We start from the raw sequence: 20,692 nt of genomic DNA, 5'->3' as shown, positions 1-20,692 counted from the left end.
ACAGCATTGGATCACTCTGCCTGCAATTGATCCGTCTCCAGCAGATGACCGATTAGGTACAACGAACCGGCGATGACTGGGGCGGCTTGGGGCCACCCGTCCTGCGCGAGCTGGGTGAGCGCCCCAGTGACATCTGCGGCACCCCTGAGCTGGTGGGCAAGCTCAGGAACGTCAAGCTGCAGCTGCTCCACGCTCCAGCTGCGGTGCTCTGGAACGGGAATGATCCAGGCCAGATCGTTGGGCTGCAGCAGGTGCTTCAGCATGGCTGGGGCTTGCTTGTGTGCCTGAATCGCCAGCACCCAACGTTGCGCCTGATCGGTAGCCAACCAGCGGCATCGCTCCTTGGCCAAGGCAGCAGCAGCTGGCGGATTGTGGGCTCCATCAACGCGCACCGGTCGCCCATGCCACTGCATCCACTGCAGCCGGCCTGGCCAGCGGGCCTTCGCAAAGCCATGGCGCATGGCATCCACTGTGATGCCCGTGCTGATATCGCGACCGATCCATTCCAGGGCAGCCCTGGCCACAGCTGCATTGCTTCGCTGAAGATCTCCGGGCAGGCCGAGTGTCCAATCGTTGGCGAGCGGTTCCACCCAGTGAAGGCTGGCGTCCATGGCTGCAGCTCTGCCCTCCAGCACCCGCTGCACCTCTGGGCGCTGCGCCGCACTCACCACGTGGCTTCCTGGTGCAATGGCCGCGGCTTTCTCGGCTGCGATCTCCTCCAGGGTGGCCCCAAGATGTTCCCGGTGGTCCAGGCCAATGGAGCCCACCGCGATCAGGCGGCGATGGGGATGGGCTGTGGTGGCGTCCAGCCGGCCACCCAAACCGGCCTCCAGAACTAACCAGTCGGGGCGCTCCCTTTCGAAATGCACCAGGGCAGCACAGATCAGCTGTTCGAATGGGGTGAGCCGGAAGGTGGACACCACCGGCTGCAAGCTCTGCAGCAGGCAGCGAAGCTCCTCGATGGTGATCAGTCTTTCGTTCACGCGGATGCGCTCGCACCAGCTCAGCAGGTGGGGCGAGATGGTGAGGCCTGAGCGCAGCCCGGCGGCCATCAATCCATGGTGAATGAAGCAGGCGATGGATCCCTTGCCATTGGTCCCCACCACCTGCACCGCGGGGATCCCAGCAGCCGGATGCTGCAGGTCCCTTAGAGCCTCCTGCATGCGGTCGAGGGAGAGGTCCATCCCCCTGAGATCGAAGCGCGGCAGCAGATCACCCAGATCATCTCTGCCGGATCCCGGGTGAAGTGGTTTCACATCAGCTGCTGGAGCGCCCGATCCAGTCGGGTGAGCAAGGTCTGGATTTCCCTGGGCCCGATCACTAGGGGAGGCACCATGCGCACCACCGCAGCACCGGCAGGCACCAGCAGCAGCTGCTCTTCAAGGGCGGCCTTCACCACATCGGCGGCTGAAAATTCGCAGCTGTCCCGGAGAACAAGACCCTGCAGCAGTCCCCAGCCGCGACTCCCCGCTAGGTGGTCGGGATAACGCTCCACCAGGTTGTTCAGTCCTTGATTCAGTTGCGCTCCCCGCGCCTGCACGTTCTTCAGCAGATCGCGTCGCAGAAGTTCGCTGGCCACGGTGAGACCCGCACGGCAAGCGAAGGGATTGCCGCCGAAGGTGCTGGCGTGATCACCGGGTTCGAACACGTCAGCGTGCTGACTCACCAGCAGGGCTCCGATCACGTGCCCTCCTCCAAGGCCTTTGGCCAGGGTGAGGGCATCCGGTGTGACGCCGAGTTGTTGATATCCCCAGAGTGTGCCCGTGCGGCCCATCCCCACTTGCACTTCATCAAAGATCAGCAGAATGTCGCGCTCGCTGCAAAGCCTGCGGATGCGCTGCATCACAGCGGGATCGCCAGGATTCACACCGCCTTCGCCCTGGAGTGGTTCGATCAGAACAGCAGCCACCTTGGGGCCGTTCTCTTCCAGCTGCATTAGCAGCTGCTCGAAAGCATCGCCATCGTTGTAAGGGAAGAATTCGAATCCTTCCACCATGGGCTCGAATCCCTGGTGGTAACGGGGTTGACCGGTGGCACTCACCGCTGCCAACGTTCGGCCATGAAAACTGGCAGCGGCTGTGATGATCACCGGCCGTTCGATCCCGCGGCGCTTGTGGCCATGCTTTCGCGCCAGCTTGATGGCGGCTTCGTTGGCCTCCGCTCCTGAATTGCAGAAGAACACGCTGTCTGCGCAGCTGTTGGCCACCAGCCACTGCGCCAGTTGTTCCTGTTCAGGAATTTTGTAAAGGTTGGAGACGTGCTGAAGCGTCTTCAGCTGGCGGGAGAGGGCACGCCGAAGGATTCGATCGCTGTGGCCGAGTGTGCAGGTGGCGATCCCAGCGACGGCATCGAGGTGTCGTCGGTTCTGGTCGTCCCACACCCAGCACCCACGACCCTTCACAAGGGACAGAGGGAAGCGGTTGTAGGTGCCCATCACCGCTGAGGACATCGAATCAGCTTTGGGCTCCACCATGACGCTGTGCGATCGGTACTCCGTAGGGGAGATTGAAAATTCAGTCTCTCAGTGTTCGATGCGATCCGCTGGAGGTGAAGTAGGAGCGGTGGGACTTGAACCCACATGCCCGAAGGCGCTCGATTTTGAGTCGAGTCCGTCTACCAATTCCGGCACGCTCCCCCGCTCTCGACATTAAGCGACCAACCCGAGCCCCTGATCAGGGGAGGTGCCGCTCAAGCACGGCACCGCAAGCACGCAGCTTGTCTTCAATGCCGGCATAGCCCCGGTCGAGATGGTTAAGACCACACACCTGACTGTTGCCTCGGGCGACGAGGCCGGCAAGAACCATGGCGGCTGCAGCCCTTAAATCCGTGCCGTTCACCGGGGCAGCACTCAGGTTTGAGACACCCTCAACGACGGCCGTGTTCCCCTGAATGCGAATGGCTGCCCCCATCCTCTGCAGCTCAGCCACGTGTTGCATCCTGTTCTCGTAGATCTTCTCCGTAATCACGCTCGTGCCGTTGGCTGTTGCCAGCAGAGCCATGAAAGGAGCTTGCAGATCGGTAGGGAAACCAGGAAATGGCTGGGTGGTGATGTCGACGCCCTTGATCTCTCCAGGGGTGATGGTGATGCCATCTCCGTCGATCTCGAGCGCACAGCCACAGTCGCGCAGTTTCTGCAACACGGCGTTCAGATGGTCGGGAATAACCGGTGCAATCCGAAGGGGAGAACGGGTGATTGCTGCTGCGAGCAGAAAGGTTCCAGCCTCGATGCGATCAGGAATCACGGAATATTCACAACCATGCAAGCTGTCCACTCCATGGATCGTGATCGTGGGACCACCAGCTCCGGTGATGCGTGCCCCCATGGCATTGAGCAGGTTGGCAAGATCCTGAACCTCGGGCTCCTGCGCAGCGTTTTCGATCACGCTGGTTCCTTCTGCCAGGGTTGCGGCCATCAGGATCGTTTCCGTGGCGCCCACGCTCGGGCAGTCCAACACGATCGAGGCACCTTTCAGGCGCTTGCTCTCACCGGGAACTGCCGCTGTCACGACACCGTGTTCCACAGTCACCGAAGCACCTAAGGCTTTCAATCCCCGGATGTGCTCAACCACCGGTCGTGCACCGATGCGGCATCCACCAGGAAGGGGCACTTTGGCGTATCCCATCCTCGCGAGAATCGATCCGATCGCAAAAAAGCTGGCCCTAAGACCATTCACCAGTTCGTAGGGAGGTTCTGCGCTTGTGAGACTCGACGCCTGCAACTCCACGGTTTCTGAGCGGCGACGAACCTTCACCCCAAGCGACACCAAAATATTTTCCATCCCATCGATGTCGGTCAGGGGGGGGACGTTGTGGAGCGTGAGACGCTCGGAGGTCAGAAGTGATGCTGTCATCAGTACCAGAGCCGAATTCTTGGCTCCGCTGACCCTTAGCTCTCCCTGAAGCTTGTGCCCCCCATCAATGGCGAGATGCGGCTTGAGAATGTCCTGAGACGGAGGCGCCGCGGTTGTCATTCCTCGCTTTCAACAGAAGTCTGCCCATCTTGACGAGATCGCTTGAGACCGTCTAGACGGCCGGCGCTCAAACTGGCTTGACAGCACCTGGGGAGTCGGCCCTTCGATGACCTATGGTCGCTAAGTCGCCTACGCGACACACGCCAGCGGATGTGGCGGAATTGGTAGACGCGCTAGTTTCAGGTACTAGTGGCAGCAATGTCGTGGGAGTTCAAGTCTCCCCATCCGCACTATGTTGTTAGAGCTTGCGCCTCTAATCGCTGACCATGATCGTGCTGAAGATTTCCAACTCTTCTGAGGTGGTTGCGTCGAAGGTCGGCAAATTCCTCGAATTTTTGACACCCGATTCCGTTGATCAATCAGCGGTGGAAGATCAGGTGATCAAAAAAATGGTCGAGAACCTCGCCGCCGAGGGGCTCAAAGGTGAGATCGCTTCAGTCAATGGACTGGATATCGATGGATCGGATCTGGCCATTCACGAAGGACTGAAGGTGCGGAAGCACACCACGTTCTGACGTGTCGGCGATTTCAGGGGCTGAGGGTGAGCCGATTTCGAGTCGGCGCAATCCCCTGATCAAACGGATTCGCTCTTTGCAAAGCAGAGCCGGCCGGGAGAACGAGCAGTGCCTTCTGCTCGAGGGAACACACCAAGTGCAAGAACTTCTTGTTCATGCCCAAGCTTGGATCGATCCTCTGCATGTTCTGGCCACACCGCTGTGGTTTCAGCGCCACCGAACTTTGCTTGCCGCGTTGCCTGGGCCGGTTCGGTTGCAATTGATGAGTTCAGAAGCGCTCGGCGCTGCTTTGTCCACCGTGCATCCCGATGGGGTTGCTTGCCTGTGGCCGCTCGAGCGCTTGCCCTCCCCAGATCCCCATCCGAACTTCATTCTTGCGCTCGATCGCCTGCAGGATCCCGGCAATGTCGGAACCCTGCTGCGAACAGCGTTGGCAGCCGATGTCGAACAGGTTTGGATGGGGGCTGGGGCTGATCCACTGGGCTCGAAGGTGGTGCGGTCTGCTGCTGGAGCGATCCTTGCGTTGCCCTACCGCCGTTTCGGACCTACGGACGCCCTGGGGGTCGAACAACTGGCCACCGTCCTCCAGGACGCAAGAGCCAGAGGACTGCAGGTGGTGGCAACCCTCGTTCCTGATGCTGGAACAGGTCTCGAGGTGCAGCCGTATTGGCAGTTGGACTGGTGTCGCCCCACCGTGCTGGTGCTTGGTAATGAGGGGGCCGGCTTGCATCCCAGGCTGCTGGCCTGCTGCAGCCATGGCGTGACCCTCCCTCACGGTCGGAAGGTGGAATCATTGAATGTGGCAGCAGCGGCTGTTCCCCTTCTCTTGGAACGCCGACGGGCGACAATGACGGCTCCCATGCAGCAGTCCGGGTGAGCGACGCCAGTTTCGACTTCGATGTGATCGTGATCGGTGCCGGTTATGGCGGTTTCGATGCCGCGAAGCATGCGGCTGAGCATGGCCTGAAGGTGGCGATTATCGAGTCGCGCGATATGGGCGGGACTTGTGTGAACCGCGGCTGCGTTCCCTCCAAGGCTCTGCTCGCTGCCTCAGGCCGTGTTCGCGAGCTGGCCGATGCCGAGCATCTTGCCGGTTTCGGAATCCATGCCGCCCCAGTGCGCTTCGAACGCCAGAAAATCGCTGATCACGCCAATCAACTCGTGGCCACGATTCGCGGAAACCTCACCAAAACATTGGAGAGGGCTGGTGTGACCATCATTCGTGGCCAGGGCCGGCTGGAGTCGGCTCAAGCCGTGGGCGTGAGGGAGATCAGTGGTGTGGACAGGGTGATCACGGCTAAGGATGTGATTCTGGCGACAGGTTCGGATCCCTTTGTACCGCCTGGTATCGAGACCGATGGTCGCAGTGTGTTCACCAGCGATGAGGCGGTCAGCCTGGAGTGGCTCCCGCGCTGGCTCGCCATCATCGGCAGCGGTTATATCGGTCTGGAATTCGCAGACGTCTATACGGCGCTCGGCTGCGAGGTCACGATGATTGAGGCTCTGGATCGGGTGATGCCGACCTTTGACCCCGACATCGCCAGAATCGCCGCGCGTCACTTGATTGATGGGCGGGATATTGATGCACGGTCAGGGGTTCTGGCCCAATCGATCAAACCGGGGGCTCCGGTTCAGATTGAACTGGTCGATATGCAGACCCGCGAGCCTGTGGAGACCCTTGAGGTGGATGCTGTTCTGGTGGCCACCGGTCGGGTCCCAAGGAGCCGCAACCTCAACCTGGACAAGCTCGGCGTTGAAACCCAGCGCGGGTTCGTGCCGATCAACGACAGCATGCAGGTGATGGCCAACGGCCAGCCGGTCCCCCATCTCTGGGCGGTCGGTGACGTCACCGGAAAACTGATGCTGGCGCACACGGCTGCTGCGCAGGGGACGGTGGCCATCGACAACATCCTTGGCCACAGCCGCGAGATCGATTACCGCAGCATTCCTGCTGCCACCTTCACCCATCCGGAGATCAGTTCAGTGGGGCTCAGTGAGGCTGATGCCAAGCAGTTGGCCGCCGATCAGGGGTTTGAGCTGGGCGTGGTGCGCAGTTACTTCAAGGCCAATTCCAAGGCGCTCGCTGAATTGGACAGCGATGGTCTGATGAAGCTTCTGTTCAACAAGGCCTCTGGAGAGGTGTTGGGAGCCCACATCTATGGATTGCATGCCGCCGATCTGATTCAGGAGGTGGCGAATGCTGTGGCCCGTCGACAAAGCGTGCGTCAGCTCTCCACTGAAGTTCATACCCATCCAACCCTCAGTGAAGTGGTGGAGGTGGCTTACAAGCAGGCGGCAGCCTCCCTTCTCACACCTGCCTGATTCCTTTCTTCCCGTATCTGCCATGGAGATCCGTCGTCGACCGCCCAACCCGAAGGTTCAGGTGGCCCACCTCGAGTACGCCATCCCCCACCAGGACGGTGAGCCTCGCAACATTCTCGAGAAGATTGTCTGGGAGAAGGACCGTGAGATTGAGACGTCCCGTCAGCGCATGCCCCTTGTGCAGCTGAAGGCACGGGTTGCAGAACTGCCTCCACCGCTGGATTTCCTGGGAGCTTTGCGTCAAGCCCCTTGCGCTCCTGCCGTCATTGCTGAAGTCAAGAAGGCCAGTCCCAGCAAAGGCGTCATTCGTGAGGATTTCGATCCCGTCGCCATTGCCAAGGCCTATGCCGCTGGAGGGGCCAGTTGCCTGTCGGTGCTCACGGATCGAACCTTTTTTCAGGGCGGTTTCGATGTGCTGGTGGCTGTGCGTGAAGCCGTGGAACTGCCGTTGTTGTGCAAGGACTTCATTCTTAGTCCGCATCAGCTGTATCAGGCGCGCGCTGCTGGTGCGGATGCAGCTCTGCTGATCGCAGCCATCCTTTCAGATCAGGATCTCGCCTATCTGCAGAAGGTGGCGGCCACCCTTGGTCTCACTGTTCTGGTGGAAGTGCACGATGCCGAGGAGATGGAGCGCATCCTCACCCTTGGAGGCTTCCCTCTCATTGGCATTAACAATCGCGACCTCACCAGCTTTGAGACGGATCTGGCCACAACGGAGTCACTTTCGGAACGGTTTGGTGACCGCCTGCGCGCGCAAGATGCCCTTCTGGTCAGTGAGTCGGGTCTGTTCACTCGCTCCGATTTGAATCGCGTTCAACGCAGCGGTGCGGGTGCGGTGCTCGTCGGGGAAGCACTGATGCGCCAAGAGAACGTGGAGCAGGGTCTGCGCGATTTGATCGCAGGCTGATGGCCTCCCTTTGATCGCTGCATTAAAAAGCCCCCGCTGAGCGGGGGCTTGATGCTGGATCAGCGTCTGATCAGGCAGCTGCCAGGTTGGCGGCCACGAAGTCCCAATTCACCAGCTTGTCGAGATAGGTGCTGATGTAATCGGGGCGGCGGTTCTGATAGTCGAGGTAGTAGGCGTGCTCCCATACGTCCATGGTGAGAAGAGCCTTCTGACCGTGGGCGAGGGGGAGATCAGCGTTGGCGGTTTTGGTGATCTTCAGAGTGCCGTTCTCGATGATCAGCCAGGCCCAGCCGCTGCCGAACTGGGTGGCGCCTGCAGCCTTGAACTGCTCTACGAAGGCGTCGTAGCTGCCGAAGTCGGCGTTGATCTTGTCCAGAAGGGCTCCGCTGGGCTGACCACCACCACCGGGCTTCATGCACTGCCAGTAGAAGCTGTGGTTCCAGACCTGAGCTGCGTTGTTGAACACGCCGGCCTTGCTGGAATCACCGGAAACAGCGGAAATCACCTCTTCCAGGCTTTTGCCATCGAGATCTGTGCCCTCGATCGCCTTGTTCAGGTTGGTGACGTAGCCGTTGTGGTGCTTGCCGTGGTGAAACTCGAGCGTGGAGCGGGAAATGTGGGGCTCCAGTGCATCGAGGGCGTAGGGCAGCGCAGGGAGGGTATGGGCCATGGGGAGGGCAACCGAGCAGCGGGATCCTAACGACAGTGCGTGACCTTCAGCTGTTGCCCTCGCAGCGGGCTCAACCTTTCACTTCAAGCAACTCCACTTCAAAGATCAGGGTGGCGTTGGGGGGAATGACACCACCGGCTCCACGGGTTCCGTATCCCAGATCGGGAGGAATCACCAGCTTGCGCTTGCCGCCCACTTTCATTCCTTGAACACCTTCGTCCCAACCCTTGATCACCCGGCCAGCACCGAGGGGGAAGCTGAACGGGGTCCCGCGGTCGTAGCTGGCGTCGAACTGACGGCCGTCCTCGAGGGTGCCGCGGTAATGCACCACCACGGTTTGGCCGGAGGAGGCTTCGGCGCCGGTCCCCACCACGAGATCGGTGATCCGCAGACCGCTGGCTGTGATTTCAGGCTTTTCGGCACTCATTGCACCTCCGAGAGCGGACGCATCAGCCTGATTGGTGTCGGGTGCCATAGCAAAGAGGGTTGGGTTGGTCTCGTCGGGGTCCAGTTCCATCGCCGAGGAGGCCTGCACGTCAGCCGTCTGAGCGGCGGCGGCCTGAATGGTGGTGGAGGGTGATGCTGCAATCACAGTGGACGGTGCCACGATCTGACTCACCAGCGCCACCATCAGGCACGCCACACACACGGCAGAACTGATCAGAATGTCGCGCACTGGAGCTCCCTTTGTTCCGGATGAGTCTGGCAGGTTCAGTCCTGGCGTTCGCGCTGGCGGAGTTGTTGCTCCAGTCGGTCGATGCGGCCGCGCAGCTCATCAACTTCCTTCTGGCTGGGAAGGCCCAGATCCTGCAGAAGATTGTCGCGGTTGCGCTCCAGATTGCGCCCCATCTGCTGCTCGAGTTCAGGGGTTTCCCCCCGCAGGGCTTTCAGGACGTCGTCTACCAGAGCCGAGGCTTGGCTGGCGTCGAGACGTCCACTACTCACCCACTCCTGGGTGACGCCACGCAGGCGGTCGGCCACCAGGGTGGTGGTGCCAAGACCTCGGAGCAGTATCTGTTGGAGAGGGTTGGCGTTCTCCATCGCGGATGTCGAGCGTTGTGACTTCAGGATGACGTCAACGTCTGGGGGGCACCATGGGCAATGACCGATCCCAGATCCTGCTCCGGGCTCTTCTGGGAGGTTTGCTTGCGGGCACCGGTTTGAGCCTGTCGGGGCTTTGGTGGATGTTGCCTGCGCTGGCCTTGCTGTGGTCTGTGGCGTTGAACCCTGTGGCCGCAGCCCTCTGGGGGGGGCTCGCTGTGGCGATTAGCCATCGCTGGCTTCTTGCCCTGCACCCACTCACCTGGTTAGGGGTGCCAGAGCTGCTCAGTCTTCCCCTGGCTGCTGCTGTTTGGCTGGGCTGTGTGCTGGCCGCGGCGTTGTTGTTGAGCGGCTGGAGTGGGTTGGTTCGGCTGCTGCCAGGGCGGGGTGGTGCGTTGCAGGCGCTTGTTGCGTCCCTGGTCTGGGGCCTTGGAGAAACCCTGCTGTCTCGAAGCCCACTGTTCTGGATCGGTGTGGGAGGGAGCGTGTTGCCCGCCGACCCGGCCCTGGGTGGATTGGCGCGCTGGTTTGGCGCCGGAGGTCTGGCGGCTTTGCAAGTGTTTTTGGGCTGGTGCTTGTGCACGCTGCTGGCCAGCGCTGATCGCGACCGCAAGCGTTGTCGGCTGCTGGGGATCGGAGTGCTTGGCTTGGCGCTCCTACACGCTCTCGGTGTTGCGGCACTGGTCGGGATCGATCGTCCCGATGTCTTCAGTCAACCCCTGAACCTGGCTCTCTGGCAGCCCGCGATTCCCACCAGAGAGAAATTCAGTGCTGAGCGTCAGAGTCAGTTCCCCCGACTGCTGCGCGCGGCACTGACCAGCGCTGAAGCTGATGGGGCTGATCTGCTGATCGCCCCGGAGGGAACGTTGTCGCTGGATCGGGAGAACCTGCTGGTGGAGCCTGTCCCTCTGATCAGCGGTGGCTTTCGCTGGGTTGCGGGCCGCCAGCGCAGTGCTCTGTTGTTGCTGCAAGGGGATGATGCAACTCCTGCCGCTGTGATCGACAAGCATCGTCTGGTCCCCCTGGGGGAATGGACTCCGGCCTTGCCAGGCCTTGCGGGGCTTTCCGCAGTGGGTGGTCTCGAACCGGGGGAGGCGTCCAGGCTCTGGCGCTGGGGAGGCCCTCCTGTTCAGGTCGCGATCTGTTACGAGATCTCCAACGGCACGGCCCTCGCCCAGGCGGCGGCAAGAGGGGGGCAATGGATTCTCACCGCGGCCAATCTGGATCCTTATCCCTTGCTGTTGCAGCACCAGTTTCTGGCTCTGGCGCAATTACGCAGTGTGGAGACGGCCCGACCGTTGGTGTCGGCAGCCAATACGGGCCCCACGGCTGCGATCAATGCCCAGGGAGAGGTCACGTCTCGATTGACAGCGATGCGCCCTGGCGTGCTCACCGTGCAGGTGCAGCCCAGCTCCGTTGTGACCCCTTATGCACGACTGCGCGAGTGGCCCCTGGTGGGTCTTTTGTTGATCGCTGCCGCGACGCTGCTCAGGCTGAGGTCTGGATCAGTCCTCCCCCCAGAACCGCGTCACCGTCGTAAAACACCGCCGCCTGGCCAGGCGTGATCGAAAACTGGGGTTCGTCAAAGTCAAGTGTGCAGCGGTGGGGGCGGTCGGCCGCAGCATCCGCTGCCTCCGCGTCCATGGTGGTGAGTTGGGCGGGAACAGGAGCGCTGCGGTAGCGCACCTGCACGTGCACCTTTTGACGCTGCCCTGGTGGCGGTGGAGCGATTGAGACCCAGTTGATGGCGCCCACAACGCAATGGCTGCGACCCGCCTGATCGCGCGTGGCGACGACGACCCGGTTCATCGCGGCATCCAGGCGCACCACGTGCAGGGGCTCGCTCCAGGCGACGCCCAGTCCCTTGCGCTGCCCGATGGTGAAGTGCTCGATGCCGTCGTGTTCTCCCACGACCGTTCCATCTTGAAGAACGATTTCCCCTTCCCGCGGAGGCAGGTAAGCATCCAGAAAGGCGCGCATGGATCCATGGTGATCGGCGAGGCAGAGGTCTTGGCTTTCCGGTTTGGCCGCCGTGCGCAGTCCATGGCGAGCGGCCTCCAATCGGGTGTCGGGCTTGGTGAGTTCTCCAAGGGGGAACACCACGCGGGCGAGCACCTCCTGGGTGAGGTCGTAGAGGAAGTAGCTCTGGTCTTTGCGCGCATCAAGGCCGCGCAACAGGCGCCATCGGCCCGTGGTCTCGTCAAAACGGAGTCGGGCGTAATGGCCGGTGGCAATCCGGGCGAGACCGCGTTCTTCCTGGGCCCACTGCAGCATGGGCGAGAACTTCACGGCCCGGTTGCAACGCGAACAGGGCAAGGGTGTGATGCCGGCCTGGTAGCCCTCAATCAGGCCATTCACGATCTCGCGCTGGAAGGTGTCGCGTGAATCCACAACGTGATGAGGAATCTCGAGTTGCTCGCAGATCCCAGCGGCGTCCACCAGTCCCTCTGCGCAGCAGGCTCCCTTCCCGCTCATCAACCAAAGGGTGAGGCCTTCCACCTTCCAGCCGGCCTCAACCAGTAAGGCTGCGGTGAGAGAGCTGTCCACACCACCGGAAAGCCCCACGGCAACACGATGCTCTCCGGGCCAGTGGCGCAAGCGATCCAGGGCTTCCGCTCCGGCGGGTGTGGCGGCGGTAACTGGAAACGCGGCCGGCATGGGCTGACGGACAGAAATGGGCTTCTCTCTCCATAGTGAGGTCCCATGGGCCCCCCTCCATGCCTTGGCCAGCTGTCGATGCTGATCATCTGCTGGTTCGCAGTGATCAGATGCTGGAGCTGGAGCAGCAGTGGCTGGCCAGCGGGCTGCCCGTCGCTGCCTTGATGGAAACGGTCGGCCAGAGGATGGCGGAGTGGTGTCTGCAGCGTCCCGCTCGTCTGGCCCAAGGGGTTTTGGTGCTTGTGGGGCCTGGCCATAACGGAGGCGATGGCCTGGTTCTGGGCCGAAAGTTGCTGGAGAGCGGCATCACCGTGCGTGTTTGGGCCCCGTTGCCTCTGCGGCAGTCCCTCACCCGCGAACACTGGCGGCACTTGCTCTGGCTGGGGGTGGATGTGCAGGAGTCCGAGCCTGACCCCGCTGATCCAGCCCTGTGGATTGATGCGCTGTTTGGTCTCGGCCAGACGCGACCCCTGCCTGATCCGGTGGCGCAGCTGTTGCAGCAGCGTCAGCTCTACGCACCCGGACAGTTGATCAGCCTGGATTGCCCAGCCGGTCTGGACAGTGATTCAGGCGCTCCATTGGGAGCCGCGGTCGCCGTGGCCTCCGACACCCTTACCGTGGCTTTCATCAAGCAGGGACTGGTTCAGGACGCGGCTCTGCCCTCGGCTGGCATCGTGCATCGCATCGATCCAGGGGTACCACCAGGGCTGATGGCTTCCCTGGTGTCTCCCCCCGTGCTTCAGGTGGGGGCCCCAGACCTCAAGACCCTGCCGGTCCCTGATGAGAGAGGTACTGCGATGAAGTATGAGCGTGGACGCTTGCTGCTCATCGCTGGCAGCGAGCGTTATCGCGGTGCGGCTCACCTTGCGGTGCGAGGAGCCTTGGCCAGTGGTGCCGGCAGTGTGCGGGCCGCTCTCCCGAAAGCGGTGGATCAACAGCTCTGGCAATGGGCCCCGGAAGTGGTTTCAGAGCCTGCACTGGAGTGCGATGCCAGTGGTGCACTGCTGTGGGGTCCTGCTTTGCAGCAAAGCGATCTCAGTCGCTTGGATGCCGTGCTGCTGGGGCCCGGTCTGGGATTGATGGAAGGGGTCTGGCGAGGCTGGGCTGAACCTTTGTTGACCTTCCGGGGCCTTTTGGTGCTTGATGCCGATGCTCTCAATCAACTGTCCGGGGAGGTTGATGGCTGGCGCTGGTTCCTGAAGCGGATGGGACCCACTTGGATCACCCCCCACCCCCAGGAATTTGAACGTCTTTTCCCCTGCTGCGATCAGCACTCTCCGCTGGAGCGCGCTGCCACCGCTGCGGAGCGCAGCGGTGTGGTGGTGTTGCTGAAGGGTGCACATAGCGTGATCGCGGACCCTTCGGGATCTGTGCGTCAGTTGGTGGGTACGGATCGCCAGGTCGCTCGCACCGGGTTCGGGGATCTGTTGGCAGGTCTGGCCGGGGGCTGGGGAGCACGACTGCAGGCTGCCGCTGGCCCTGTGGATGGGGCGGGCCTGGCAGCGGCGGGATTGCTGCATGCTCAGGCCGCGTGCCGCTGCAGCCGTGGCAGTGGGGCTCTCACCATCGCTGATCAACTCATGCAATTGGTGCGATCACTGACACAATTGAGTGATGAGCTGAAGTAATTATTTAGGTTTCAACACCTGATGACGCAATTGCGATTGGTTTGTGTCGTTTTCCACGTACGAATCTGAAGGGTTGCTGAAAACACATCCAATTATGTGAATTCCGTAGGACAGTCGCACCACGTCATAAGTCCATCCCCATGCCCTCAGCCGCAGCCGGGGTTTCTGAAACCCAGAGACGACGAAGCAGTGATCCAATCAGTTGGTATCTCGCAACGATCGGAAGAATTCCTTTGCTGACGCCCGCTGAGGAAATTGAGCTTGGAAATCAAGTGCAGCAGCTGATGCAGCTCACTGAAGATGGTTCGATTGCCGCGGATAGCGATCAATTTGACGGCAAGCAGCGCCGCTTGATTCGCGTGGGTCAGCGTGCCAAGCAACGGATGATGAAAGCCAACCTGAGATTGGTCGTAAGCGTCGCAAAGAAATATCAGGGCAAGGGTCTAGAGCTTCTCGATTTGATACAAGAAGGGTCTTTGGGTCTCGAGCGAGCTGTTGAAAAATTTGACCCGACCCGTGGTTACAAATTCTCCACTTATGCCTTCTGGTGGATTCGTCAGAGCATGACCCGGGCGATTGCTTGTCAGTCGCGCACGATCCGTTTGCCGGTCCACCTGAGCGAACGTCTTACCACCATCCGCAAGGTCAGTTTGGATTTGGCTCACAAGCTGGGAGCCATGCCAAGCCGCCTCGAAATTGCCGAGGCGATGGATATGCCGGTTGAGGAGCTTGACTCCCTGCTACGGCAGGCGCTCACCACCAGCAGCCTGGATGCACCCGTGAACGGAGAGGAAGGTCGCAGTTTCTTGGGAGATCTGATTGCTGATTCCTCCCTTGAAGAGCCTCTCGACAGGGTGGAACAGCGCATGCATCACGAACAGCTCGGTCGCTGGATGAGTCATCTCAGTGATCAGGAGCAGCACGTGCTCACGTTGCGTTTCGGCTTGAACGGCAACGAACGCCATACGCTGGCGGAAATCGGGCGCCTCCTCGACGTGTCACGCGAGCGGGTTCGTCAGGTTGAGCTCAAGGCCCTGCGCAAGCTCCGCAATCTCACCCGTCGGGTGGCTCCCACGTTCTGAGTCTCATCTTGCAGACTTCACGGACCGAATCGATTCGTTGAAGCCACCGCTCGTCTACCACGAGGCCTACAGCGCTCCGCTCCCCAGTAGCCATCGGTTTCCGATGGCGAAGTTTCGGGAACTCGAGCGCTGCCTGTTCGACTGTGGACTGGCGGATTCCAGCCAGATGCATCGCCCCCTGCCTGTGCCGCGACGCTGGCTTGAGCTTGTGCATCAGAGGCAGTACCACGAAGCCTTCGCTAGAGACCGCCTGGATCGGCAGGCGCAGCGAAGGATTGGTTTGCCCGCCACAACGCCTCTGGTTCAACGCACCTGGCTCGCTGTGGGTGGAACTGTGCTCACGGCCAGGCTTGCCTTGCGCCATGGCTTGGCCTGTCATCTCGCTGGTGGCACCCACCATGCCTTTCCTGATTTCGGCAGCGGCTTCTGCATCTTCAATGATCTGGCTGTCTGTTCGCGGGTTCTGATCGAGCAGGAAGGCCTCCAGCGGCTGCTTGTTGTTGATCTGGATGTGCACCAAGGGGATGCCACCGCCCTGATCTTCCGCGGCGATGAACGCGTGTTCACCTTTTCAGCGCATGCCGCGTCAAACTTCCCTTCCCGAAAGCAGGTCAGCGATCTCGATCTGCCTCTAGGCGATGGACTCGAAGACAGGTCCTATCTGGAAACCATCGGCGACCATCTCCCCGGTGTTCTGGATCGTCTACGTCCTCAGTTGGTTCTCTACAACGCGGGAGTCGATCCCCACCGGGATGATCGGCTTGGACGTCTCGCCCTCACGGATCTTGGCCTTCTCCAGCGGGATCATCTGGTTCTCGATGCCTGCATGCGCCGCGGAATCCCAGTGGCCACTGTCATCGGTGGGGGATATGACGCCATGATCCCCCTTGTGAAACGGCATGCCTTGGTGTTCCGCGCTGCTGCGGATCAGGCGCGGTTGCACGGTCTGTGATTCAGTCGTCAGCCCAGATGTAACGGGTCAGTTCGGACCCATCGGGTTCTGGAGCGCTGAGCGCGAAGTCCACGCAATCCTGTACCTCGGCATCGATTTCCTTCTCGATCGCCCGAAGCTCCTCAGCAGACACCAGATTGGCGGCCAACAGATCCCTCTCCAGCGCTTTTAAGGGGTCGCGTTTGGCCCAGAACTGCTTTTCCTCCTCAGCCCTCAATTCGTCCGGGTCGGCGAGGGAGTGGCCCCGGAATCGATAGGTGAGGCATTCCAGGACAGTCGGGCCTTCTCCGGCCCTGGCCCGTTCCACCGCCCTCTGGGCTGCGGCGCGGACAGCGAGCACATCCATGCCATCCACTTCTTCACCAGCCATGCCGAAGGCACCAGCCTTGCGCCAGATTTCGGGATCGCTCGTGGCGCGATCGTGGGCCATGCCGATGGCCCACTTGTTGTTCTCCACCACGAAAAGGATGGGTAGCTTCCAGAGTTGTGCCATGTTCAGGCACTCAAAGAACTGGCCGTTGTTGCACGTTCCATCGCCGAAGAAAGCCGCGGTGACTGCATTGCTGCTGGAATCACCAAGAGCATCACGCTTGTAGCGGCTGGTGAAAGCGGCGCCAAGCGCAACGGGAATTCCCTCGCCAATGAAGGCGAAACCTCCCAGAAGATGGTGTTCCTTTGAGAACAGGTGCATCGAGCCACCGCGACCCTTGCTGCAACCTGTTTCCTTCCCGAACAGCTCGCTCATGACCTCACGGGCCGGAACACCGGCGCTCAGGGCGTGCACGTGGTCGCGGTAGGTGCTGCAGAACCAGTCGTGCTGGCGCTTCATGGCGCCGATGACACCCGTGCTCACTGCCTCCTGGCCGTTGTACAAATGCACGAAGCCAAACATCTTGCCGCGGTAATACATCTCCGCGCACTTGTCTTCGAAGCGTCGTCCGAGGGTCATGTCCCGGTAGAGCTCCAGACCCGTCGTGCGATCCACCGAGGCTCTTTGGGCGGTGACCAGACTGGATAAACGCTCCGCGTGGGCCCCGACAAGACCGCCCTGGGATTGGGTTCGTGATTCGGTGCCCACTGCGATGTCCTGGCTCATGGCACTGCGTGATCGACCACCGACTTTAGGGGGCAGCGGTGAATCAATGGGCAAAACCCCAGACACTGTCTACAGTCTGCAGCCAATGGTGAGTTTGCTGGTGGACCTGCCCATCGACCATTTCCGGCTGCTGGGTGTCAGTCCCACCGCCGAAGCCGAAATGGTCCTCAGGACCCTTCAGCTGCGCCTGGATCGCGCTCCTGACCAGGGCTTCACTCACGATGCTCTGACCCAGCGTGCTGAGCTTCTGAGGCTGTCAGCGGATCTCCTCAGCGATCCCTTGCGTCGAGGGGAGTACGAGGCGACGCTGCTGGAACTGGGGCGCAACCACCCCGGGGAAACGGCTGGTTTGGAACTCGCCTCCAACCGTGAGGTTGCCGGTTTGATGTTGCTCTGGGAGGCCCATGCCCCCCACGAAACCTTTCAGATGGCCCGCCAGGCGCTGCAACCGCCGCAGGCTCCGGCCCTGGGCAGCGGCCGCGAGTCGGATTTGTCGCTGCTGGCGGCGCTTGCCTGCCGGGATGCCGCCGCTCAGGACAGGGATCAGCGCCGCTATGAATCGGCAGCGACCCTGCTGCAGGAGGGATTGCAGCTGCTTCAGCGCATGGGGAAGTTGCCGGATCAGCGCCAAACGCTGGAAAGCGAACTCCGCCAACTCAGGCCCTATCGAATCCTGGATCTGCTCAGCCGCGATCTTGCCGAGCAATCCGCGCGCCGCGAAGGTCTGGCCATGCTGGAAGCCTTCATTCTCGAGCGTGGAGGACTCGAGGGAGCTTCTGCGGATGCTGAAGGCCCCGGCGAGGCGATCGGTGCCATGGACCAGGGTGCCTTTGAACTGTTCTTCCAGCAGATCCGCCGCTTCCTGACGGTTCAAGAGCAAGTGGATCTTTTCGGCCATCTGCAGGAAGCCGGCTCGATCGACGCGTCCTTTCTTGGGGTGATGGCGCTGGCCGCGGCTGGTTTCTCCCAACGCAAGCCTGAACGGGTTCAGGATGCCCGCACCAAGCTTGAGGCTTTGGTGCTCGAGGGCTTCGATACGAAGCCTCTTCTGGGTTGCCTGGATCTGCTGCTCGGTGATGTGGATCGAGCCGAACGTCGCTTTTCCACCAGTTCTGACCCGGCGTTGAAAGCCTGGATGGACGACCACCCAGGCGATGTGCTGGCGGCTCTCTGCGATTACTGCCGCACCTGGCTTGGGCGTGATGTGCTGCCGGGTTACCGGGATGTGGATGCTGACGCAGTTGATCTCGAGACCTGGTTCGCTGATCGCGATGTGCAGGCTTATGTGGAGAGCCTGGAACGGAAGCAGGCGAGGCAGGCAACGTTCACGCCAGCCATGGCTGACGATCTTCCCCCTTTGGGACTCGACCCTGATGGCACCTTGCCGATGACGATTCCAGCGCCGGTGATGGCGGATGACAGCAGCGAATCCCAGGCGGACCCGTCCGAGCGTTCTGCTGCGCGTCCGTTCGCCGGGTTGCGCATGCCCCAACTGAGCTGGCCAGCGTGGCCTTCACTCTCAGTTCCTGAAATTCCGCGCCCAAGCCGCTCGGTGCTCATTGGCTCGGGTGTGTTCGCTGCGCTGGTGGCAGTGGTGGCGGCCGGCAGTCTGATCGGCTTGCGTCAAGCAGCGGATCCCAGTGCAGCTGATGGTCAGGCGTCGGCTCCAGCCAAGGAGGAACCCCTGCCTCAGGCCAATGACGCCTCTCCCATTGCCACGCTCAAGCCGGAGCAAACAGCGTCTGACCCTCCGAAGCCAGCGACGTTGGCCCCTCTGAAGGCCCAGCAGCCGACGACAGCGCAACTGCAGCGCCTGGTTCAGGGCTGGTTGGATGGCAAAGCTGCTGTTTTGCAGGGTGAAGGCACGGCCCAGTCGCGGTTGCAGGCGATCGCCAGGCCTGGATTGATCAGCCAGGTCCGCCAGGAGCGGGCGGCCGATCAGGCCGGCGGGTTGAAGCAAACGATCCAGGCTTCGATCACGTCGGTGCAGCTTGTGAGCGAAACGCCGCAGCGCATTGAATTGCTGGCTGAGGTCGATTACCGCGACCAGACCACCACCACAGCGGGCCGCGTCGTGGCGACGACGGAGCCTTCGATGATTCGTGTGACTTACATCCTTGGTCGGGATGCCGATGGATGGCGCCTGCAGGCCTACATCCCTGGTTGACCAGGATGCATCCGAAAGGCCCTGATGGCTTGATGCAACGTGGGGAATAGCCAGGGCTCGATGCTGTCGCTGTTCATTCCCATGGCCTTCAATCCGTTCAGTACTTCGGTCCGCCGTCCGGCGAGCACCAGGCGGATCCCCTCGGAGGCCAGCACATGATTGAGCTGTTGGAGGGCGTTGACGCCACTGATGTCGATGCGATCCATCGGGATGGCATCGACCACGAACCACTGCGGCTTGGAATCCGCTTCGGCAATGGCTCGGCGGGATTGCTCGAGGAAGTGGTCGGCGTTGAAGAACACCAGGGGTGCGTTGAAGCGGAACAGCAGCAGTCCGGGAAGTGCCTTTCCATCCGGATGGGTCTGCAGGGAATGGAATCCCTGAAGCCCTTTCACCCGCCCGAGCAGCTCTACTCGGGGGCGGGCCGTGTGTTTAACAAAACGGATCACTGCGAGCGCCACAGCGATCAGAATTCCGTTGATCGCACCCAGGGTCACCACCCCCAGGGATGTGATCAAGGACAGGGCGAATTCCTTGCGATCGAGTGTCCAGAGACGCTTCAGGCTGGCCAGATCGAACAGGGAGTAAGCCGCCAGCATCAGCACCGCCCCGAGGGCCGCCAGCGGCACAAATTGCATCGGCCCGGTGAACCACAGCAAGATCGACGCCAAAGCTGCCGCCGCCACCAGGCCGGTGACCTGGCTTCGCCCCCCACTGGTCACAGCCATGGCTGTGCGCGAATCGGCTCCGGTGACGGCAAAACCGCCGGATAGGGCCGACGCCACGTTGGCAATCCCATAGGCCACCAGTTCCCGATCGACATCGATGCGATATCCGCCGCGGGAGGCGAAGCTCCGGCAGGTGATCGTGCCGCTGGTGAACAACACCAGGGCCACACCAGCCGAGGATCCAGCCAGAGACGGGAGGGCGTTGAGCGGGGCCGAAGGCAGCTTCAGCGGCGGCAGGCCGGCTTGCACCGGGGCCAGCACCGCCACGTTCAAGCTGGTGAGATCCAGCAACCAGACGGCGATCGCTCCGAGCACCAGCACCAGCAGGGCCGCGGGGATGCGCGGGAGCAGGCGCTGGCTCAGCAACAGAACGGCAAAGCTGAACAGTCCCACCAACAGGGTGGGTGCATGGGTCTGCGGCAGTTTCTGGAGGATCTCCAGCAGCCTGGGAATGATTCCTCCGCTGTCCACCGAGAAGCCCAGCAGTTTGCCCACCTGGCCCAGGACAATGCTCAGAGCGATGCCGTTGAGAAATCCGATCAGGATCGGACGGGAGAGGAAGTCGGCCAGCACGCCGAGGCGGAACAGGCTGGCCAGGATGCAGAACAGTCCGGTGAACAGGGTGAGCACCATCACCATCGCGGCATAAAGCCCCGGATCTCCTCCTGCCAGAGGTGTCACCGCTGCCGCGATCATGGCGCAGGTCGCGGCGTCAGGATTGACCATCAGCTGTCTGGACGTGCCGAACAGGGCATACGCCAGCAAGGGGAGAATGCTGGCGTAGAGACCGGTCACGGGGTCGAGCCCGGCCAGTTCGGCGTAGGCGATTGACACCGGAAGAGCCACGGCTGCCACCGAAAGGCCTGCAAGCAGATCGCGGAACAGGTCCTGAGAGGGGCGATAGCCCCGCAGGGCCACAAGGCCTGGGGCCAATGAGGCGAGTCGCATGGCATCA

18 protein-coding genes and 2 tRNA genes are annotated in these 20,692 nt (G+C 61.6%); 10 read left to right on the top strand and 10 right to left on the bottom strand.

Going from position 1 to position 20,692, the window contains the following annotated elements:
- Nucleotides 1-11: 11 nt before the first annotated feature.
- The 4 genes from SynPROS71_RS09370 to murA form a co-directional block, all read right to left on the bottom strand.
- On the bottom strand, nucleotides 12-1,256 hold the full coding sequence (locus SynPROS71_RS09370) for a folylpolyglutamate synthase/dihydrofolate synthase family protein (protein ID WP_186594702.1): 1,245 nt from the start codon (nucleotides 1,254-1,256) through the stop codon (nucleotides 12-14).
- Nucleotides 1,253-2,473: an aspartate aminotransferase family protein gene (locus SynPROS71_RS09365; protein ID WP_186594701.1), complete on the bottom strand. Its 1,221-nt coding sequence runs from the start codon at nucleotides 2,471-2,473 to the stop codon at nucleotides 1,253-1,255. The genes SynPROS71_RS09370 and SynPROS71_RS09365 overlap by 4 nt, the downstream gene beginning before the upstream one ends.
- 80 nt (nucleotides 2,474-2,553) lie before the next feature.
- Nucleotides 2,554-2,635 (bottom strand) — tRNA-Leu (locus SynPROS71_RS09360).
- Between the two features lie 37 nt (nucleotides 2,636-2,672).
- Complete coding sequence (gene murA / locus SynPROS71_RS09355; RefSeq protein ID WP_186594700.1) at nucleotides 2,673-3,971, bottom strand: UDP-N-acetylglucosamine 1-carboxyvinyltransferase; 1,299 nt, start codon at nucleotides 3,969-3,971, stop codon at nucleotides 2,673-2,675.
- A gap of 146 nt (nucleotides 3,972-4,117) precedes the next feature.
- On the opposite strand from murA, the gene SynPROS71_RS09350 reads away from it, so the two are divergent.
- The 5 genes from SynPROS71_RS09350 to trpC all read left to right on the top strand — a co-directional run bounded on the left by SynPROS71_RS09350 (nucleotide 4,118) and on the right by trpC (nucleotide 7,715).
- Nucleotides 4,118-4,201, top strand: a tRNA-Leu gene (locus SynPROS71_RS09350).
- A gap of 36 nt (nucleotides 4,202-4,237) precedes the next feature.
- Nucleotides 4,238-4,486 (top strand): hypothetical protein, encoded by a 249-nt coding sequence (locus SynPROS71_RS09345; RefSeq protein WP_186594699.1) that lies wholly within the window; start codon nucleotides 4,238-4,240, stop codon nucleotides 4,484-4,486.
- A 1-nt stretch (nucleotide 4,487) separates the two neighbouring features.
- On the top strand, nucleotides 4,488-5,363 hold the full coding sequence (locus SynPROS71_RS09340; protein ID WP_186594697.1) for an RNA methyltransferase: 876 nt from the start codon (nucleotides 4,488-4,490) through the stop codon (nucleotides 5,361-5,363).
- On the top strand, nucleotides 5,360-6,808 hold the full coding sequence (gene lpdA, locus SynPROS71_RS09335; RefSeq protein ID WP_186594695.1) for a dihydrolipoyl dehydrogenase: 1,449 nt from the start codon (nucleotides 5,360-5,362) through the stop codon (nucleotides 6,806-6,808). Before SynPROS71_RS09340 ends, lpdA begins: the two co-directional genes overlap by 4 nt.
- Nucleotides 6,809-6,830: 22 nt before the next feature.
- Nucleotides 6,831-7,715, top strand: a complete 885-nt coding sequence (gene trpC / locus SynPROS71_RS09330) for an indole-3-glycerol phosphate synthase TrpC (RefSeq protein WP_186594693.1) — start codon at nucleotides 6,831-6,833, stop codon at nucleotides 7,713-7,715.
- A 70-nt stretch (nucleotides 7,716-7,785) separates the two neighbouring features.
- On the opposite strand, the gene SynPROS71_RS09325 is transcribed toward trpC, so the two are convergent.
- From SynPROS71_RS09325 to SynPROS71_RS09315, 3 genes are all read right to left on the bottom strand, one after another.
- Entirely contained in the window at nucleotides 7,786-8,385 is a 600-nt protein-coding gene (locus tag SynPROS71_RS09325) for a superoxide dismutase (RefSeq protein ID WP_186594692.1), read from the bottom strand.
- A gap of 70 nt (nucleotides 8,386-8,455) precedes the next feature.
- Nucleotides 8,456-9,061, bottom strand: a complete 606-nt coding sequence (locus SynPROS71_RS09320; RefSeq protein ID WP_186594690.1) for an FKBP-type peptidyl-prolyl cis-trans isomerase — start codon at nucleotides 9,059-9,061, stop codon at nucleotides 8,456-8,458.
- Between the two features lie 35 nt (nucleotides 9,062-9,096).
- Nucleotides 9,097-9,426 (bottom strand): phasin family protein, encoded by a 330-nt coding sequence (locus tag SynPROS71_RS09315; RefSeq protein ID WP_186594688.1) that lies wholly within the window; start codon nucleotides 9,424-9,426, stop codon nucleotides 9,097-9,099.
- A gap of 53 nt (nucleotides 9,427-9,479) precedes the next feature.
- Here SynPROS71_RS09315 and SynPROS71_RS09310 point away from each other — a divergent pair, with 53 nt between their 5' ends.
- The gene (locus tag SynPROS71_RS09310; RefSeq protein WP_186594686.1) at nucleotides 9,480-10,991 is read left to right on the top strand and encodes an apolipoprotein N-acyltransferase; all 1,512 of its coding nucleotides are present in this window, start codon (nucleotides 9,480-9,482) and stop codon (nucleotides 10,989-10,991) included.
- Here SynPROS71_RS09310 and mnmA read toward each other — a convergent pair.
- Nucleotides 10,915-12,084 carry a tRNA 2-thiouridine(34) synthase MnmA gene (gene mnmA / locus SynPROS71_RS09305; RefSeq protein ID WP_186594684.1) on the bottom strand — a complete coding sequence of 390 codons (1,170 nt, stop codon included), beginning with the start codon at nucleotides 12,082-12,084 and terminating at the stop codon, nucleotides 10,915-10,917. The two genes, SynPROS71_RS09310 and mnmA, sit on opposite strands and share 77 nt — an antisense overlap.
- A gap of 59 nt (nucleotides 12,085-12,143) precedes the next feature.
- Between mnmA and SynPROS71_RS09300 the strand changes: the two genes are divergently transcribed.
- The 3 genes from SynPROS71_RS09300 to SynPROS71_RS09290 all read left to right on the top strand — a co-directional run bounded on the left by SynPROS71_RS09300 (nucleotide 12,144) and on the right by SynPROS71_RS09290 (nucleotide 15,746).
- Nucleotides 12,144-13,712, top strand: a complete 1,569-nt coding sequence (locus SynPROS71_RS09300; RefSeq protein WP_186594682.1) for an NAD(P)H-hydrate dehydratase — start codon at nucleotides 12,144-12,146, stop codon at nucleotides 13,710-13,712.
- Between the two features lie 140 nt (nucleotides 13,713-13,852).
- Complete coding sequence (locus SynPROS71_RS09295) at nucleotides 13,853-14,794, top strand: RpoD/SigA family RNA polymerase sigma factor (protein WP_011933634.1); 942 nt, start codon at nucleotides 13,853-13,855, stop codon at nucleotides 14,792-14,794.
- 37 nt (nucleotides 14,795-14,831) lie between these two features.
- Nucleotides 14,832-15,746 carry a histone deacetylase gene (locus SynPROS71_RS09290; RefSeq protein WP_186594680.1) on the top strand — a complete coding sequence of 305 codons (915 nt, stop codon included), beginning with the start codon at nucleotides 14,832-14,834 and terminating at the stop codon, nucleotides 15,744-15,746.
- A 1-nt stretch (nucleotide 15,747) separates the two neighbouring features.
- Here SynPROS71_RS09290 and pdhA read toward each other — a convergent pair whose 3' ends face one another.
- Nucleotides 15,748-16,842, bottom strand: coding sequence for a pyruvate dehydrogenase (acetyl-transferring) E1 component subunit alpha (gene pdhA, locus SynPROS71_RS09285; RefSeq protein ID WP_186594678.1), 1,095 nt, complete (start codon nucleotides 16,840-16,842; stop codon nucleotides 15,748-15,750).
- A gap of 85 nt (nucleotides 16,843-16,927) precedes the next feature.
- On the opposite strand from pdhA, the gene SynPROS71_RS09280 reads away from it, so the two are divergent.
- Nucleotides 16,928-19,009: an IMS domain-containing protein gene (locus SynPROS71_RS09280; protein ID WP_255442090.1), complete on the top strand. Its 2,082-nt coding sequence runs from the start codon at nucleotides 16,928-16,930 to the stop codon at nucleotides 19,007-19,009.
- Here the strand turns inward: SynPROS71_RS09280 and SynPROS71_RS09275 are convergent.
- Nucleotides 18,994-20,685, bottom strand: coding sequence for a SulP family inorganic anion transporter (locus tag SynPROS71_RS09275; RefSeq protein ID WP_186594677.1), 1,692 nt, complete (start codon nucleotides 20,683-20,685; stop codon nucleotides 18,994-18,996). The genes SynPROS71_RS09280 and SynPROS71_RS09275 overlap by 16 nt on opposite strands.
- Between the last annotated feature and the right edge of the window lie 7 nt (nucleotides 20,686-20,692).

Origin of the sequence: Synechococcus sp. PROS-7-1, assembly GCF_014279795.1 — a bacterium.
In the GTDB taxonomy this organism is placed as follows: domain Bacteria; phylum Cyanobacteriota; class Cyanobacteriia; order PCC-6307; family Cyanobiaceae; genus Synechococcus_C.
Note: the sequence above shows the minus strand (reverse complement) of the source record. Positions and strands in the feature narration are given on the sequence as shown.